The 15,204-nt window shown below is 61.1% G+C and carries 18 protein-coding genes; 6 read left to right on the top strand and 12 right to left on the bottom strand.

The annotated features are described in order from the left end of the window. Positions 1 to 2: 2 nt before the first annotated feature. The 5 genes from pdhA to rpmF form a co-directional block, all read right to left on the bottom strand. A complete protein-coding gene (gene pdhA, locus OB03_RS11295) occupies positions 3 to 1,034 on the bottom strand; it encodes a pyruvate dehydrogenase (acetyl-transferring) E1 component subunit alpha (RefSeq protein ID WP_242915246.1) in 1,032 nt (343 codons plus the stop codon). A 114-nt stretch (positions 1,035 to 1,148) separates the two neighbouring features. After that, positions 1,149 to 1,481 carry an FtsB family cell division protein gene (locus OB03_RS11290; protein WP_461344187.1) on the bottom strand — a complete coding sequence of 111 codons (333 nt, stop codon included), beginning with the start codon at positions 1,479 to 1,481 and terminating at the stop codon, positions 1,149 to 1,151. A 161-nt stretch (positions 1,482 to 1,642) separates the two neighbouring features. Beyond that, positions 1,643 to 2,920, bottom strand: a complete 1,278-nt coding sequence (gene eno / locus OB03_RS11285) for a phosphopyruvate hydratase (RefSeq protein ID WP_461344186.1) — start codon at positions 2,918 to 2,920, stop codon at positions 1,643 to 1,645. 98 nt (positions 2,921 to 3,018) lie between these two features. Next, complete coding sequence (locus OB03_RS11280) at positions 3,019 to 3,573, bottom strand: hypothetical protein (RefSeq protein ID WP_461344185.1); 555 nt, start codon at positions 3,571 to 3,573, stop codon at positions 3,019 to 3,021. Positions 3,574 to 3,687: 114 nt separating this feature from the next. Continuing rightward, positions 3,688 to 3,870 (bottom strand): 50S ribosomal protein L32, encoded by a 183-nt coding sequence (gene rpmF / locus OB03_RS11275; protein WP_242915238.1) that lies wholly within the window; start codon positions 3,868 to 3,870, stop codon positions 3,688 to 3,690. 212 nt (positions 3,871 to 4,082) lie between these two features. Here rpmF and OB03_RS11270 point away from each other — a divergent pair, with 212 nt between their 5' ends. After that, the gene (locus OB03_RS11270; RefSeq protein WP_461344184.1) at positions 4,083 to 5,036 is read left to right on the top strand and encodes an NHL repeat-containing protein; all 954 of its coding nucleotides are present in this window, start codon (positions 4,083 to 4,085) and stop codon (positions 5,034 to 5,036) included. Here OB03_RS11270 and OB03_RS11265 read toward each other — a convergent pair. From OB03_RS11265 to lipA, 3 genes are read right to left on the bottom strand one after another with little or no spacing between them, the layout of a single operon-like run. Next, positions 5,033 to 6,154: an NAD(P)/FAD-dependent oxidoreductase gene (locus OB03_RS11265; RefSeq protein WP_461344183.1), complete on the bottom strand. Its 1,122-nt coding sequence runs from the start codon at positions 6,152 to 6,154 to the stop codon at positions 5,033 to 5,035. The genes OB03_RS11270 and OB03_RS11265 overlap by 4 nt on opposite strands. Continuing rightward, positions 6,151 to 6,603 (bottom strand): type II toxin-antitoxin system RatA family toxin, encoded by a 453-nt coding sequence (locus OB03_RS11260; RefSeq protein WP_242915232.1) that lies wholly within the window; start codon positions 6,601 to 6,603, stop codon positions 6,151 to 6,153. The genes OB03_RS11265 and OB03_RS11260 overlap by 4 nt, the downstream gene beginning before the upstream one ends. A gap of 7 nt (positions 6,604 to 6,610) precedes the next feature. Next, positions 6,611 to 7,573 (bottom strand): lipoyl synthase, encoded by a 963-nt coding sequence (lipA, locus tag OB03_RS11255; protein WP_461344182.1) that lies wholly within the window; start codon positions 7,571 to 7,573, stop codon positions 6,611 to 6,613. 199 nt (positions 7,574 to 7,772) lie between these two features. Between lipA and OB03_RS11250 the strand changes: the two genes are divergently transcribed. Then, positions 7,773 to 9,317, top strand: coding sequence for an AMP-binding protein (locus tag OB03_RS11250; protein WP_242915228.1), 1,545 nt, complete (start codon positions 7,773 to 7,775; stop codon positions 9,315 to 9,317). Positions 9,318 to 9,377: 60 nt separating this feature from the next. After that, positions 9,378 to 9,761: a DoxX family protein gene (locus OB03_RS11245; RefSeq protein WP_242915226.1), complete on the top strand. Its 384-nt coding sequence runs from the start codon at positions 9,378 to 9,380 to the stop codon at positions 9,759 to 9,761. Positions 9,762 to 9,818: 57 nt separating this feature from the next. Here OB03_RS11245 and ygiD read toward each other — a convergent pair whose 3' ends face one another. The 4 genes from ygiD to OB03_RS11225 all read right to left on the bottom strand — a co-directional run bounded on the left by ygiD (position 9,819) and on the right by OB03_RS11225 (position 12,638). Continuing rightward, positions 9,819 to 10,574 (bottom strand): 4,5-DOPA-extradiol-dioxygenase, encoded by a 756-nt coding sequence (ygiD, locus tag OB03_RS11240; protein WP_461344199.1) that lies wholly within the window; start codon positions 10,572 to 10,574, stop codon positions 9,819 to 9,821. Between the two features lie 4 nt (positions 10,575 to 10,578). After that, positions 10,579 to 11,181 carry an NAD(P)H:quinone oxidoreductase gene (gene wrbA / locus OB03_RS11235; protein WP_242915224.1) on the bottom strand — a complete coding sequence of 201 codons (603 nt, stop codon included), beginning with the start codon at positions 11,179 to 11,181 and terminating at the stop codon, positions 10,579 to 10,581. Positions 11,182 to 11,271: 90 nt separating this feature from the next. Beyond that, positions 11,272 to 11,754, bottom strand: a complete 483-nt coding sequence (locus tag OB03_RS11230; RefSeq protein WP_242915223.1) for a hypothetical protein — start codon at positions 11,752 to 11,754, stop codon at positions 11,272 to 11,274. Continuing rightward, a complete protein-coding gene (locus OB03_RS11225) occupies positions 11,751 to 12,638 on the bottom strand; it encodes a D-alanyl-D-alanine carboxypeptidase family protein (protein WP_242915221.1) in 888 nt (295 codons plus the stop codon). The genes OB03_RS11230 and OB03_RS11225 overlap by 4 nt, the downstream gene beginning before the upstream one ends. A gap of 130 nt (positions 12,639 to 12,768) precedes the next feature. On the opposite strand from OB03_RS11225, the gene OB03_RS11220 reads away from it, so the two are divergent. From OB03_RS11220 to OB03_RS11210, 3 genes are all read left to right on the top strand, one after another. Beyond that, on the top strand, positions 12,769 to 14,118 hold the full coding sequence (locus OB03_RS11220; RefSeq protein WP_461344181.1) for an MFS transporter: 1,350 nt from the start codon (positions 12,769 to 12,771) through the stop codon (positions 14,116 to 14,118). After that, entirely contained in the window at positions 14,119 to 14,907 is a 789-nt protein-coding gene (gene mazG, locus OB03_RS11215; RefSeq protein WP_242915217.1) for a nucleoside triphosphate pyrophosphohydrolase, read from the top strand. After that, positions 14,904 to 15,204: DUF1643 domain-containing protein (locus OB03_RS11210; protein ID WP_461344180.1), on the top strand; the 301-nt coding region annotated here is incomplete at its 3' end. The genes mazG and OB03_RS11210, both read left to right, overlap by 4 nt.

Here is a 15,204-nt window from a genome sequence, read left to right as displayed (position 1 = left end):
ACTCAGGCCTCCACGTAAACGTCGGTGTAGAGTTCCGAAGCGTCCGGCTCCGGGCTCTCTTGTGCAAATTGGACGGCTTCGGCGACGATGGCTTTCACCTCGTTGTCGACAGCCTTCAATTCTTCTTCGGTGACCTTGGCTTCGGCCAGCAACACCTTGATATGGTCGATCGGGTCGCGGGTCTTCTTGACCTCGTCCACCTCTTCCTTGGTGCGGTACTTCGCCGGATCGGACATTGAGTGACCGCGGTAGCGATAGGTCTTCACCTCAAGGATGTACGGACCCTCGCCGTTGCGGGCGCGCTCGACCGCACGGGCGGTGGCGTCACGCACGGCCAGAACGTCCATGCCGTCGACCTGCTCGCCCGGAATGCCGAACGATGCGCCTCGCATGTACAGTTCGGTCGTGGACGACGAACGCTCGATGCTCGTGCCCATGGCGTACTGGTTGTTTTCGATGATGTAGATGGCCGGCAGCTTCCACAGCTGGGCCATGTTGAAGCTCTCGTAGACCTGACCCTGGTTCGAAGCGCCATCACCGAAGTAGATGAAGCTGACCGAGTCATCGCCACGGTACTTGCCAGCGAAGGCCAGTCCGGTGCCCAGAGCCACCTGCGCGCCCACGATGCCGTGACCGCCATAGAAGCCGGTCGGCACGTCGAACATGTGCATCGAACCGCCCTTGCCCTTGGAAGAACCACCAGCGCGGCCGGTTAGTTCGGCCATGACAGCGTTCGGGTCCATGCCCGCAGCCAGCATGTGGCCGTGATCGCGGTAGCCCGTGATGATCTTGTCGTGGCCTTGCTTGACGCTTTCCTGCACGCCAACCGCAACGGCCTCCTGACCGATATACAGGTGGCAGAAGCCACCGATCAGTCCCATGCCGTACAGTTGACCGGCACGCTCTTCAAAGCGGCGGATCAGGACCATCTCGCGATAGTAACGCAGCAGATCTTCTTTCGAAGCCTGTGGCGTGTTCGGAATCTTGTTACCGCCCGCGTCGGGCGAAGACTTCTGAACCGTGGCTTTCGCCATCCGGCATCTCCCGGTTACGCCCCTGTTACGGGGACTCTTTTCATTACGATGAAAAGGGCTTTAGCAGCCTTGGTTCCGGGTTAGCAAAGCGCAGTTTCGTGTTGTAACACGAGTTTAGCCTGCGCGAGTCTCGCTACGGTTGTGCGCAGTAGCGGCGTCCAAACGCACCACATAGTCGCGAGGATCGGCAAATCCGATCACGGCGCGTGCGCGCTCTTCCAACAGATCACGCGACAAACTGCCGGTGCGCAGATAGCGAACGCGAACTTCGAGGTCCTGTTTTTCGTCTTCCAGATGAGCCAGTTCGGCTTGTCGCTTTTCCAGCAGTTCCGCGCGCGCCTTGCTGCTCAGCAGACCGCGCTCGCCCGTCAGACCGTGCACACCAAAGTACAGCACAGCAAACAAGATCAGAACTGACGGTAGATACGGCTTCATCTGCTCAATCACTAACGCCGCTCCTTCTGAGCGTGGGCACGAATCCAACCCGTGCCTGAAAATGGTTAGCCAACAATTAAAAACTCCGCCGCCAGCGAACCGGCGACGGAGTTTTTGAAATTCTTTGCAATTCGAAGAGGATTTCCTCTCTGCAAAGCTAGGATTGGCAAAGCTTAACGCAGCAGCATACCATCGCCGTAGTAAACCGCGTTGTCGCCCAGCATTTCTTCGAGACGAAGCAGTTGATTGTATTTGGCGACCCGGTCCGAACGGGCCAGCGAGCCGGTCTTGATCTGACCGCAGTTGGTGGCAACCGCCAGATCCGCGATGGTCGAGTCTTCGGTCTCGCCCGAGCGGTGCGACATGACGGCGGTGTAGCCGGCGCGGTGCGCCATATCCACGGCGTCCAGCGTTTCCGACAGGGTGCCGATTTGATTGACCTTGATCAGGATCGAGTTGGCCAGACCTTCGCCAATGCCAGCAGCCAGACGGGCCGGATTGGTCACGAACAGATCGTCGCCAACCAGTTGAACGCGGTCGCCCAGACGCTCGGTCAGCAGCTTCCAGCCTTCAAAGTCGTCTTCAGCGCAACCGTCTTCGATCGAGACGATCGGGAAACGCTCGACCAGATCGGCGAGGTAGGAAACCATACCGTCGGCGTCGAACTTCTTGCCTTCGCCAGCGAGGTCGTACTTGCCAGCCTTGAAGAATTCCGTCGAAGCGACGTCGAGGGCCAGATGGAAGTCTTCGCCAGCCAGATAGCCAGCAGCCTGACCGGCCTTGGTGATGAAGCTCAGGGCTTCTTCAGCCGAACCGAGGTTCGGAGCAAAGCCGCCTTCGTCGCCAACGTTGGTGTTGTGACCGGCGTCTTTCAGTTGCTTCTTCAGAGCGTGGAAGATTTCAGCGCCCATGCGCAGGCCGTCCGAGAAGGACGCAGCGCCGGTCGGCATGATCATGAACTCTTGAATGTCGATCGGGTTATCGGCGTGCGCACCGCCGTTGATGATGTTCATCATCGGGGTCGGCAGGATGCGGGCCGAAACGCCACCGATGTAGCGGTGCAGCGGCAGGTTGGTCGAGATCGCCGAAGCCTTGGCCACAGCCAACGAAACGCCGAGGATGGCGTTCGCGCCGAGGCGAGCCTTGTTCTCAGTGCCGTCCAGCTCGATCAGAGCTTCGTCGATGCGGCGCTGGTCTTCGGCGTCAAAGCCCGACAGAGCGTCAAAGATTTCGCCGTTGACGGCGTCGACAGCCTTCTGGACGCCCTTGCCCAGATAGACGTCCTTGTCACCGTCACGCAGTTCGACAGCTTCGTGAGCGCCGGTCGAGGCACCCGACGGCACAGCGGCGCGGCCGAACGAGCCGTCTTCCAGGATTACATCTACTTCGACCGTCGGATTGCCACGGCTGTCGAGAATCTGGCGGGCAACGATGTCAGCAATATCGGTCATAAGGCATCCCAGAGGCGCAGAAGAGAAACGATTGGCGCCCGTTTAGACCATGCGACCACGAATCGCCAACCATGACCGAGGATTTCACGATTCAGCGGTCAGGAGCAGCCTTCGATATACTGGATGCTGGGGGTGCCAACATGGATATAGGCAACCCTGCCCTCGTCGTCGGCCTCCACCACCGTGCCTAGAGCGCCCTGGGCATCGTAGAACTCGTCACCGCGCTTAACGCCGTCCATCCAGAATGTCAGATAACCCGCAGGCGGAGGCGCATAGGCATGGGGCTTCCAATAGGCCTTACCGCTGAAGCGGGCTTTTAGCTGCTCGATTTCATCGCCGAACTTGATGCCATCGACAGTCGTGACGTCTGGCTCACCCATAATGGTAATACGAGTGAGCATCCCGTCCTCGACCATCACCAGCAGCGATTCCGGTGCATTGGCAGGTCGATAGTAAAGACACCGCTCGATCTCGTCAGGGTACTCGTGCGGTGGTGCCGCCCCTAACGCGGCATCAACCTGCTCCTGCGTCATACCTATGCGGAGCGGTCCATACCCATCGGGCCTGGCCACCTCCTGCGCCAAGGCAGGAACCTGCCCTAACGCAAGAAATCCAAGGGCAACGATCAATAGCCGCTTGGTATGTTCGGTCATGTCCCACTCCGTACCTTGGGTCCATAACGCACGAAAACGGCACGCGATGCGATCGCGTGCCGTTCCGAAGGTCTATAATCCGGCCCGAAGACCGGATAACCCTAAGAGAAGATCTTAGTCTTCAGCTTGGGTCAGGACTTGACGACCGCGGTACATGCCGGTCTTCAGGTCGATGTGGTGCGAACGACGCAGCTCGCCGGTGTCTTTGTCCTCGGTGTACGAGTTGGTGCCCAGAGCGTCATGCGCACGGCGCATGTTACGACGGGACGGGGATACTTTGCGCTTCGGAACGGCCATGTCCGTCTCAATCTCTAAGTCGGTGCGCCGGAAGGCGCGAAAAACAATAGCGGCGGCCACGAAAACCGGACCGCCACACGAGGCCGCGCTTATGCATGATGCTTCGGACAATTTCAAGTCATCGTTTTCGCAATACAGCAGCATGTGGCTGGACAGCCGACAGAACGCTGGTACCGTATATTTACAAGCTATAAATATTATGGAGGAAAGCGATGGTGTCCCGTTGGAAACTGGCTGCGACAGCTGTGGCGACCCTGTGCATAGCACACCCGGCGCTCGCGCAAGAAACCGCCCGTAAAATCCCGCTTCCGCCTGAAATAAACTATCCCGAGGGCGTCGCCATCTCGCCAGTGGACGGACATGTCTATGTTAACTCCGCCACCACCGGCACCATGGTCAGGGTCAATCCTCAGGACGGGACCGCTCGTCTGGTCGGTACTCTGGTGGATCCCGCCCATGCCGCACTAACAGGTGTCAAAGCCCTCGGTCTGAAAGTCGACCACCATGGCCGCGCATGGGTCGCTGGCGGAGCCACAGGCTCAGCCTATGTGGTGCAGGTTGATTCGGGAGAGGTGCTGGCCCGGTTCTCTACGCCGGCCGGAAACACCCTGATCAACGACGTCGCCGTAGGCGACACAGCGGCCTATTTCACCGACACACGCCGCCCCGTGCTGTGGCGGGCCTTGGCCGACAATCCCCGCAGCGGTGCGCTCGAGCCGTGGCTCGATCTGTCTTCAAGCGTTATCCCTTATGGCGAAGGGGCCAATTTGAACGGCATTGCGGTGACTGCGGACGGCCGCTTCCTGGTCGTCACCCACATGCAGCGCGGCGAGTTGTACCGGATAGACATCGCAACCCGCGAAATCACCAGGATCGAGGTCGAAGGTGGTGCCATCGATGGCGGGGACGGCCTGATACTAGCGGGTCAGCGGCTCTACATAGTCCGCCAGCCCCATCAGGAGATTGTCGCGCTGCACCTGTCTGCGGACCTGACAACGGCTCGCGTGCACAAACGGGTGACATCGCCCGTACTGGAATGGCCCGCGACGGCCGCTTTGGGCCAGAACGCACTGATCATCGGCAACAGCCAGCTGAACAAGCGCACAACCGACACTCCGGTCCGCCCATTCTCGATCGCGGTCGTACCGCTCTCGCTGTTCGACTAGGCGCGTGTGTCTCCGACCAGTTTCGTGGCCACGGCTTCGCCGATGGCCATGGAACTGGTCAGGCCAGGGCTCTCGATCCCGAACAAGGCCATCAGCCCTTCAATGCCGTGCGCCTCCTGCCCGTTTAGCTGGAAATCAGGCTGGGCTTGGCCCGCCCCGTGCAGCTTGGGACGTATCCCCGCATAATCCGCTGAAAGAGCCTCGGCTCGCACGCCCGGCCAGAAACGCCGGATATAGTCGGCAAATTCGGCGGCCTTTGCCGGATCGACGGAATAGTCCTCGGCCTCGACGTAAACCAGATCGGGGCCGAACACGCCCTGCCCGCCCAAATCCTTGCGGTAGTGCGTCCCTAGTGCCCCCGGAATGGGTGGCGGATAGATCAGCCGATTAAACGGTGCCGGACCCGACAGGCGGAAATAGACGCCTTTGCCGAAATGCCCCTGCGGGATGTCGGCGGCCGGATAGCCTTCGATTGAGGTCGCAACCGCTTGTGCCGACAGCCCTGCCGCCGTGACCAGCAGCCGAGAGGTCACGCTCGTCGCGCCCTCTCCGCCGACACGGACGCTAAAGCCCCCACCTGCCAGCGGTGCTGCGCCCTCAAACGGCGCGGAGGTCACAACCGCCCCGCCTGCGTCCTCGATCTCGCCCTGCAGAGCCAGCATATAGCCGTGACTGTCAAAGACACCGCTCTCAGGAGACAGGATGGCGGATACGACATTCAGCTCGGGCTCCAGCGCCCTCGCCTGCTCTCCCGTCAACTCTTCCAGACCCTCGACACCATTAATGCGCCCTTGTTCCAGAATGGCCTCGATGCGCGGGATTTCGGCCTCGTCGGTTGCGACCACCAGCTTGCCGCACTTCCAGTAGTCGACCTTGTGGCTTTCGAGGAGATCATACAGCAGCAGACGCCCCTCGACGCAGAACTGCGCCTTAAGCGAGCCCGTGGGGTAATAGAGCCCCGCATGAATGACTTCGGAATTTCGTGACGAGACACCCTGCCCGATGAAGTCTTCCTTCTCGAGCACCAGAACAGTCAGACCCCGCTTCGACAACGCCCGTCCGCACGCCAGCCCAACAGCACCAGCCCCGACTACGGTCGCGTCAAAGTCGAAAGTCATTTCGTCCCGTATCTCCGCGCGGCCTCGCTCTCGAAGCATTCGATGAGCTTGCGAACCGCCAGATCGAAGTTCGCATGCAGCATCATGTCGAGCATCCTCGATTTGAACGCGAAGTCGATCATGAACTCAAGCCGGGTGCCGTCTTCGTGAGGGAAGAACTCCCAACGGTTCTTGAGGTGTTTGAACGGCCCGCGCAGGAGGCCGACCTCGACCTTGGGGGCAATCCTGTCATGGCGCACCCAGGTGGCGAACTTTTCCGTCAGGAAGGAAAAGCCCACGCCCGCCTCGGCATCACGCACCGTCACGCCCTCAGCCTCTTCACGTGTGTTCCACACGCGCATGGAGGTGATCCACGGCACGAATTGCGGATAGGTTTCGATATCCGCAACCAGTGCTGCAAGCTGATCGGGCGCATACGGCAATACGCGCGTGAGGCGATGGATAGCCATAATAGTCTTAGCGGCGCAGTTGAGCTTCGCGGGCCGCCTTCAGGCGGGCGAAGTCGTCACCCGCGTGGTGCGACGAGCGGGTCAGCGGCGACGACGACACCATCAGGAAGCCCTTGGCACGAGCAATCGCCTCATACGCCTTGAACTCTTCCGGCGTGACGAAGCGGTCGATCGCGGCGTGCTTGCGGGTCGGCTGCAGATATTGGCCGATGGTAATGAAGTCGACACCCGCCGAACGCATGTCATCCATCACCTGCATGACCTCTTCCTTGGTCTCGCCAAGGCCGACCATGATACCCGACTTGGTGAACTGGTTCGGGTCGCGTTCCTTGACCATCTGCAACAGGCGCAGGGAGTGGAAGTAGCGGGCACCCGGACGGATCTTGAGGTACAGGCGCGGGACCGTCTCGAGGTTGTGATTGAAGACGTCCGGCTTGGCGTCGATCATCACTTCGGCCGCGCCATCCTTGCGCAGGAAGTCAGGCGTCAAAATTTCAATGGTCGTGTTCGGTGCCTGAAGGCGAATCTGGTGCACCACTTCGGCGAAGTGAGCCGCACCGCCGTCTTGAACGTCATCGCGGTCCACCGAGGTGATGACCACGTGGTTCAGGCCCATCTGCTGGACAGCCAAACCAACCTTGCCCGGTTCTTCCGGATCGAGCGGTTGCGGCAGGCCCGTCTTGACGTTGCAGAAGGCGCAGGCGCGCGTGCAGGTGTCACCCATGATCATCAGGGTGGCGTGTTTCTGGCTCCAGCACTCGCCGATGTTCGGGCAGGCCGCTTCCTCGCAAACCGTGACCAGTCCCTTTGACCGCACGATTTCCTTGGTCGCGTTATACTGCCCCGAACCGGGTGCTTTCACGCGCAGCCAGTCGGGTTTCTTCAGAACCACCGTCTCGGGACGATTCTGCTTTTCCGGATGCCGCAGTTGTGCCGGCGACGTCTTCAGGGTGTCGATCAGGGTGACCATGAGGGGCTATTTCGTCGTTTGTGGCTCAATAGGCAAGGCAAACCCTCCCTCACCTTGCGTTACGTTGGATCGAAAGCTCGAAAAAACGTTGCAATCCTCACGGATCATTTCAGAGTCTTTCCAAACGGGACCCGCATCTTTAATGAGGTCCGCCCTGATAGACCGAGAGAGCGAGCAGGCTCTCCGAAGGAGGAACGCCTTGCGGCAATCGCTGGATCCGAAGCTGTATAACAGCTCGCTTATCGACGCCCTGATCGACGCGCGCGCTAAATATGGCGACAAGGAAATCCTCGAGGATCAGGACCGTAACCCCCTGACCTACACCGGTTTGATCCGCGCAGCCTTCGTGCTGGGCCGCAAGATTGCCGGTATGACCGACAAGGGCGAGCGCGTCGCGATCCTGCTGCCCTCGTCGATGGGTACGGTCGTCACCTTCTTCGGCCTGCACGCGCATGGCCGCGTTCCGGTGATGCTGAACTTCACCGCGGGCGAAGCCAATGTGAAGGCCGCCATCAAGGCCTCCGGCGTCAAAAAAGTCCTGACTGCCAAACGCTTCATCGAACAGGCCGCGCTCGACAAACTGATCGAGGCTATTGGTACGGTGGCAGACGTCGTCTGGCTGGACGACGTACGCAAGACCATCGGCTTCCAGGACAAGCTTTACGGCCTGTCGGCGGGTCTCGCTCCGAAACGTTTTGCCGTAAAGACCCAGCCCGATGATCCGGGCGTGGTGCTGTTCACCTCGGGCAGCTTCGGCGTTCCCAAGGGCGTTGTGCTGAGCCAGAAGAACCTGATCGCCAATGCGCGTCAGGTCGGCACCCACATCGCCCTTGATCCGTCATGGGTCATGTTCAACCCGCTGCCGACCTTCCACTGCTTCGGGCTGACGGCAGGTGCTATCCTGCCGTTGCTGGAAGGCCTGAAGGGCTTCCAATACCCCTCGCCGCTGCACGCCAAACAGATTACCGACCTGCTGCCGCAGGTGGGCGCGACCCTTCTGTTCGCGACCGACACCTTCCTGAACCAGTATGCCCGCGTGGCCGAACCGGGTGACTTCGCCACCGTGAAGTTCGCCGTTGGCGGTGCCGAAAAGGTTCGCGACGAGACCCGCGCCCTGTTCGAAGCGAAGTTCGGCAATGTCGAACTGCTCGAAGGCTATGGCGCGTCTGAAGCTGCGCCGGTCATCGCGGTGAACAAGCCGGGTGAAAACCATCCGGGCACGGTGGGCCAACTGCTGCCGGGCATCGATTACCGCCTCGAGCCGGTAGAGGGCGTGGATGCCGGTGGCCGTCTGGTCATCAAGGGTCCGAACGTCATGTCCGGTTACGTCACCAATGGCGAGCCGCTGCAGTGGGAACCGGTCGAGAACGGCTGGCTCGACACCGGCGATATCGTCGATGTTGACGCCGAGGGCTTTGTGACCATCCGTGGCCGCGCCAAACGCTTTGCCAAGATCGGCGGCGAGATGGTGTCCCTGACGGCGGTCGAGGGCATGGCGGGTGCTGTATGGCCGGATAACCGGCATGCTGTGGTGGCTATCCCCGACAACCGCAAGGGCGAGAAGCTGGTCCTGATCACCGAGCGTGACGGTGCCGAAACCTCGGAACTCAGCGCATGGGCGAAAGCCAATGGCGCGCCGGAGCTGGTGGTCCCCAAGAAGATCATCAAGGTGGATGAGATCCCGGTCCTCGGCAGCGGCAAGACCGACTATGTCTCGCTTCAAAAACTGGCTGAAGCTGCCTGATAACTCTCAAGAAAGGCCGCCCTTAACTGGCGGCCTTCGTTGATTTTGGAGCCTGTTCGAATGGCAAGAACCAATATTGACTGGCATGGTCTTTCGCTGGGTGCCCTTCGCGTGGTTTCCGGCATCCTGCTGATCCAGCACGGCCTGCAAAAGATCGTCGGCTTCCCCGCCCCCAAGCCTGCGCCGATCGATCTGAACACCCTCATCGGCTGGTCGGGTCCGATAGAACTGGTGGGCGGTCTGCTGATGATCCTCGGCCTGTTCACCCGACCGGTGGCGTTTATCCTGTCAGGGTTCATGGCCGCCGCCTACTTCATCGCCCACGCGCCAAAGGGGCTATACCCGCTATTGAACGGCGGTGAACTGGCCGCGCTTTACTGCTTCGTCTTCCTCTACCTGTCGGTCGCCGGATCGGGCAGCTTCGCACTCGACCGTCGCCGGTAAGGGCAAAATAGAAGGTGCGGACCATGCGATCCGCACCTTTTCATTTCAGCGTCGGCATCAGCCGATCCGCACGCCTGTCATCGAGATTGACCCGCCCACCACTTCATCGTTGAAGAACGACAAGCTCTCGCCCACGTCCTGCTGGGCTGCGACGTAAAGCAGCGGCAGATAGTGCTCGTCCGTCGGCACCGACAGTTGAGCGTTCTCGGCCAAATCGACCCAGTTAATCAGCGCGTCATGGTCGGCCCGCACAAAGGCCGCCTTCACCGCCTCGTTAAAGTCGCTGGCCCAATCATAGGCCTCGCCGCCCTCTCGCTTCCACGTGCGCAGATTGTGAACGAAGTCGCCCGAGCCAGCGATGATGTAGCCCTCGTCCCGCAACGGGCGCAGTTTCTTGGCAAGTTCATAATGGCCCCGCGCGTCCAGATCGCGGTTGAGCGACAACTGCACCACCGGAACATCGGCGTCAGGCCAGACGTGGGCCAGTACCGACCACGCACCGTGATCCAGACCCCAATGGTCCGTCATCACGGCACCTGTCAGTGCAGCCACACGCGCCGCCAGTTCAGGCGAACCCGGTGCCGGATACTGCATGGCGTGCAGCGCGGGCGGAAAACTACCGAAGTCGTGGATGGTCTCCGGCCGCTCCATAGCCGTGACACCCAGCCCACGTGTTTCCCAGTGCGCAGACACCATGACCACGCCCTTGGGCTTGCCGAGTGCCTCGCCCACGACCTTCCAGCCGTCGGCGAACTCTCCCCCTAGAGCATTCATGGGCGAACCATGCCCAAAGAAAATAGCAGGCTGGGTCATCATTTTACCCGTGCAGTTTCTTCGCGATTTCCGCGATGTGCTTACCTTGATAACGCGCGCCGCCGAGATCGATCTCGCTCGGCATACGCGAGCCATCGCCCTTGGTCAGGGTCGTCGCGCCGTACGGCGAACCGCCCACGATCTCGTCCATGTTCATCTGATCCGTATAGGCATACGGCAGACCCGCCACGACCATGCCGTGGTGCAGGAAGTAGTTGTGCAGACCGGCAAAGGTGGTTTCCTGACCGCCATGCTGGGTCGCCGATGCGGTGAACGCACCACCGACCTTGCCCAGCAGAGCACCCGAAGCCCACAGGCCACCGGTTTGGTCAAGGAAAGCGCGCATCTGCGATGCTGCGGTACCGAAACGGGTGCCCGCACCGATGATGATGGCGTCATAGTTCGGCAGGTCCGAAACCTCGGCAATCGGGGCTTCCTGATCCATCTTGTAGAAGGCGGCCTTGGCGACTTCTTCCGGCACAGTTTCCGGTACGCGCTTGATGTCTACAACAGCACCCTCGACCGAAGCGGCCCCTTCGGCAACGGCCTTGGCCATGGCTTCGATGTGACCATAGGTCGAGTGGTAAAGAACAAGAATCTTGGGCAACAACCTACTCCGATACAAACCTCGCGACGCATTTAGTAACAGCGTCGGTATCGGATTTAATCTCTACGCCGGATTCTGCAACCGCCCGCGTCAAATATTCCGCTGGTTTGCGACTAAAGGACAAACCCGATCATAGAAATCGAGGTCCGCAGGTACGCGCAAGCCGCGCGACAGGCGGAAGCGATGCTCGACCACCATGGCCTGCTGTTCGATGTTCAGCCCGTCCCAATGGCAGTGGTCGCTGACCTCATAACGATAGGATTCGACGCTATCGCCCGCCTTCAGCTTGCCGAACAACAGGTTCACGCCCTGCTGGGCCTGCCAGACGTGGACCATCTCGTGGATGAAGGTCGCCTGCACCGGCATGGGCGCGACGGCCATGTCACTCTCGTAGCGTTCGGACGGCCACAGGATCCATTCGCGCCAGAACCACCGCCCCGGCACAAAAGCCCGCGTGAACGGCCATGGCGTGCGCAGTATCCGCACGGTTTCCAGCCTCAGCGCGTCACCAAACACCTCGCGGGCCAGCTCGACCTCGTTCGGTGTCAGCGATCGGACGCGCGATGGCTTCATTGAGCATACCCTTGTGGCGGGCCGACCCATTCCCAGTGCCAGGGCTCGAAGGCATAGGGCACAAAGCCAAAGCGTTCGGCATTACGCACCATCCAGCGATAGGCGGCGGTCTGGCTCATATAACGCCTGTTGTGGGTGTGGGTGGAGTCCACGCCATAACCAAGCAAATGCCCGACATAGATATCCAGCGCAGTGCCTGTCCGGTGGGCAGAGCATGCCGCGCGGCGCACCCCGTCACAGTTGCCGTCACGCGCGCAACGGGCCGCATCGGCCTCCGGCTCACGGAAGGAGGAGAAGATCTGCAGCAGTTCGGGCTGCTGGGCCAGTTCGGGCACCTCGGCACGTGCAGTGGCGACCATGGCGCGGTACGCTTCCAGCACGTCGCGACGCGCCATGCGGGTCATGCGCTCGGCGTGTTCTTCGCCCGCAGTCAGATAGGCCAGTTCGGCGATAGGCGGCGGGGACGGACATTCGCCGCGGATGCGCGCCAGAATAAACGGACGACGTTCCTGCCAAAGCCCGCGGAACACGGTGAAGGTTCCCGCGTCCATCTGGCCTGTGGCGGGCAGGTTGTGCAGCGTCTGGAACACCGCCAGCTTTTCAGCGAACCCCGGTGATGACGGGTCGCAGTGGGTGCCCAGCTCTTTCTGGATCAGCGGCGCATAGGTTTCCCAACCCATTTCCGCAGGCCCGAACGGTGCCCACTCCAAGGCGTAGAGGTTGATCCCGTTGGCCTGGGCCGCGGCAACGTAGGGGCCCGCGTCCGCATCACAGACCTCGGCCTGAGAGGTTCGCGCCGACGCAGGACTGGCCCCGACCGCTACGGCCACTCCCAGTCCCATGATCGCGCCAGCAACAGCACGCCACTTGAATCGCAAAGACATTTGACCAAAAGGCCCCATTGCGCCCGCAATCGCAACCCCGTTCAGCGAGCCAAAGTCATCTGAACCCTCGCCTTGCGATCACGATCGCGCAATGGTGGCCACTGGTGATTCAACGTTCCGAGCGTATGCCATGACGACCAGTCCCCGACGTTCCAACGCCGTCCTGGCAGCCTTCTCGGGGCCGTGTCTGCCTTTGGCGGCTTTCGGGGTCGCTTTGCCCGTCACCCTGCCCGAGTTTTACGCCACCCATATCGGGTTAGAGCTTGGCGTCGTTGCGGCGGTGTTCATGATCGTTCGTCTGATCGACATCGGCTTTGATCCCTTCATCGGCTGGGCCATGGACCGCACCCGCACACCCATGGGCCGATACCGTCCATGGATGCTGGCCTCGGCCCCGATCCTGATGGTCGCGGCGCTGATGATGTTTGTCATGGCCAAGCCGGGGGACGGTCCCGTCTATCTGTTCGGTTGGCTGCTGTTTCTCTATCTCGGCTTTTCTATGGGGACGCTGGGCCAGATGGGCTGGGCGGCTGTTCTGGCCCCCGAATACAACCAGCGCAGCCGTGTGTACGGCTTCTGGCAGTTCTTCAATATCATCGGCGTGATCCTGATCCTCATTCTTCCGACAATTGTGGTGCGAGGTGGCTTCGGCACCTATGCCGACGGGGTAAAGTGGATGGGATGGGGCATTATCGTCGCCCTGCCCGTCACACTGGCCATCGCCTATTTCGCCGCGCCGGAACCTCCGCTGGCCGCCGCAAAGCCGCATGGCGGGGTGAAGACGTGGCTGGGCCTGTTCCAGCTCAAGACCGTACGCAAGCTGCTGTTGGCCGACCTGTTCCTCGGCATCGCGCCGGGCATCACTGGATCGATGGTGTTCTTCTTCTTCGGTCAGGTGAAGGGCTATGACCACGCCAGCGCCTCCATCTTCATGCTGCTGTATTTCATGGCAGGTCTTGTGGGGGCACCGTTCTGGGCATGGCTGGCCACTCGGATCGGCAAGCACAAGACGCTGGCCGTCTCGTCTATCGTCTTCGCGGTCTTCTATGGCGGAGCGTGCCTTGTCCCCGGTGGCAACTTCGTCATCACGGCGGCGGCCATGTTCATGGCGGGTCTGCCCTATGCCGCCGCCCTCTTCCTGCTGCGTGCAATGATGGCCGATGCGGGCGACGAGGTACGGCTGGAAACGGGTGAGGACCTGACGGGCCTGATGTTCTCTATTCTCGCCGTCACTACCAAGCTGGGCCACGTCTTCGCGCTTATTCCCTATGCCATCCTGCAACTGGTCGGCTTCAAGCCCACGCAGACGCCCGCCGAAAACGGCGACTTCGCCATCCTGATGTTGCAAATCCTGTTTATCGCCGTACCCGCAGTGCTAATGGCTGCAGCCGCGCTGGCCATGCGGAAATATCCGCTAACGGCCACCCGCCATGACCAGATACGCGCCGAGCTGGCGCTCAAAGATGCCGGAACTGTTTGAATGACCCATCCCGTCGACCGCCTGAAAGAGATCATGGTCCGCCTGCGCGACCCGAATGGCGGCTGCCCATGGGATGTGGAGCAGACCTTCCAGACCATCGCCCCCTACACCATCGAAGAAGCTTACGAAGTCGCCGACGCCATCGAGCGGAACGACATGGACGAGCTTCGTGTCGAACTGGGTGACTTGCTGTTCCAAGTGGTGTTCCACTCTCGCATGGCCGAAGAAGCCGGCCATTTCAAACTGGAAGACGTGGCCGAGGCCATGGCCGACAAGCTGGTCCGGCGCCACCCGCACGTATTCGGCACCGAAGAGGCCAAGCCAACGGGCGTCGCCCAAAAGGCCCGCTGGGAAGACATCAAGGCCGCGGAGCGCGTCGCCAAATCCCAGACAGGCGTCTTGGACGATGTTCCCGTCGGCCTGCCCGCCCTCACCCGCGCGGCCAAGCTGACCAAGCGTGCGGGCCGCGTCGGCTTCGACTGGCCGTCGGTTGACGAGGTCTTCGACAAGATGGCCGAAGAGGTCGAGGAACTGCGCGTCGAGCTGAAGGCTGGCGACAAGGAAAAGGCCAAGGAAGAGCTGGGTGACCTGCTGTTCGTTATGGCCAATCTCGCCCGCAAGCTGGAGATTGAACCCGAAGACGCCCTGCGCGGTGCCAATGCGAAGTTCGTGCGCCGCTTCGAGTTCATCGAGGCCGAGTTGAAGAAGGACGGCCGCACGCCGGAACAGTCCGACCTCGCCGAAATGGACGCCCTGTGGGACGCCGCCAAGGCTGTTGAAAAAGCATGAGTAAGAGACTGGCCGACCAGTTGGACCTGATCCCGCGCGATCCGACCGAACATGATCCGGGCGGCAAGGTGCGCCTGAACCTGATGGCTGGCGTAAAGGGTGACGCAGTGTTCAGCGAGGATGGCCGTCACCGCACCCTGATGCGCCGCTGGATCGGCGACACCTTCCCCGAGCGGTACATCCTATTCATCGGCATGAACCCGTCGACCGCCGACGCCATGGTCAACGACCCGACCTGCGCCCGCGAATGGACCTTTGCCCAGCGCGAAGGCTTTGACGCCATGGTGAAGGCCAATG

Source organism: Brevundimonas sp. GN22 (genome assembly GCF_054824005.1).
The sequence above is the reverse complement of the archived record's forward strand: the minus strand, read 5'-3'. Positions and strand labels throughout refer to the sequence as shown.

Bases quoted from the DNA above. Each gene is read 5' to 3' on its own strand.
- pdhA (WP_242915246.1), bottom strand. From the start codon at position 1,034: ATGGCGAAAGCCACGGTTCAGAAGTCTTCGCCCGACGCGGGCGGTAAC.
- eno (WP_461344186.1), bottom strand. From the start codon at position 2,920: ATGACCGATATTGCTGACATCGTTGCCCGCCAGATTCTCGACAGCCGT.
- OB03_RS11280 (WP_461344185.1), bottom strand. From the start codon at position 3,573: ATGACCGAACATACCAAGCGGCTATTGATCGTTGCCCTTGGATTTCTT.
- rpmF (WP_242915238.1), bottom strand. From the start codon at position 3,870: ATGGCCGTTCCGAAGCGCAAAGTATCCCCGTCCCGTCGTAACATGCGC.
- OB03_RS11270 (WP_461344184.1), top strand. From the start codon at position 4,083: ATGGTGTCCCGTTGGAAACTGGCTGCGACAGCTGTGGCGACCCTGTGC.
- OB03_RS11265 (WP_461344183.1), bottom strand. From the start codon at position 6,154: ATGACTTTCGACTTTGACGCGACCGTAGTCGGGGCTGGTGCTGTTGGG.
- OB03_RS11260 (WP_242915232.1), bottom strand. From the start codon at position 6,603: ATGGCTATCCATCGCCTCACGCGCGTATTGCCGTATGCGCCCGATCAG.
- lipA (WP_461344182.1), bottom strand. From the start codon at position 7,573: ATGGTCACCCTGATCGACACCCTGAAGACGTCGCCGGCACAACTGCGG.
- OB03_RS11245 (WP_242915226.1), top strand. From the start codon at position 9,378: ATGGCAAGAACCAATATTGACTGGCATGGTCTTTCGCTGGGTGCCCTT.
- ygiD (WP_461344199.1), bottom strand. From the start codon at position 10,574: ATGACCCAGCCTGCTATTTTCTTTGGGCATGGTTCGCCCATGAATGCT.
- OB03_RS11230 (WP_242915223.1), bottom strand. From the start codon at position 11,754: ATGAAGCCATCGCGCGTCCGATCGCTGACACCGAACGAGGTCGAGCTG.
- OB03_RS11225 (WP_242915221.1), bottom strand. From the start codon at position 12,638: ATGTCTTTGCGATTCAAGTGGCGTGCTGTTGCTGGCGCGATCATGGGA.
- OB03_RS11220 (WP_461344181.1), top strand. From the start codon at position 12,769: ATGACGACCAGTCCCCGACGTTCCAACGCCGTCCTGGCAGCCTTCTCG.
- mazG (WP_242915217.1), top strand. From the start codon at position 14,119: ATGACCCATCCCGTCGACCGCCTGAAAGAGATCATGGTCCGCCTGCGC.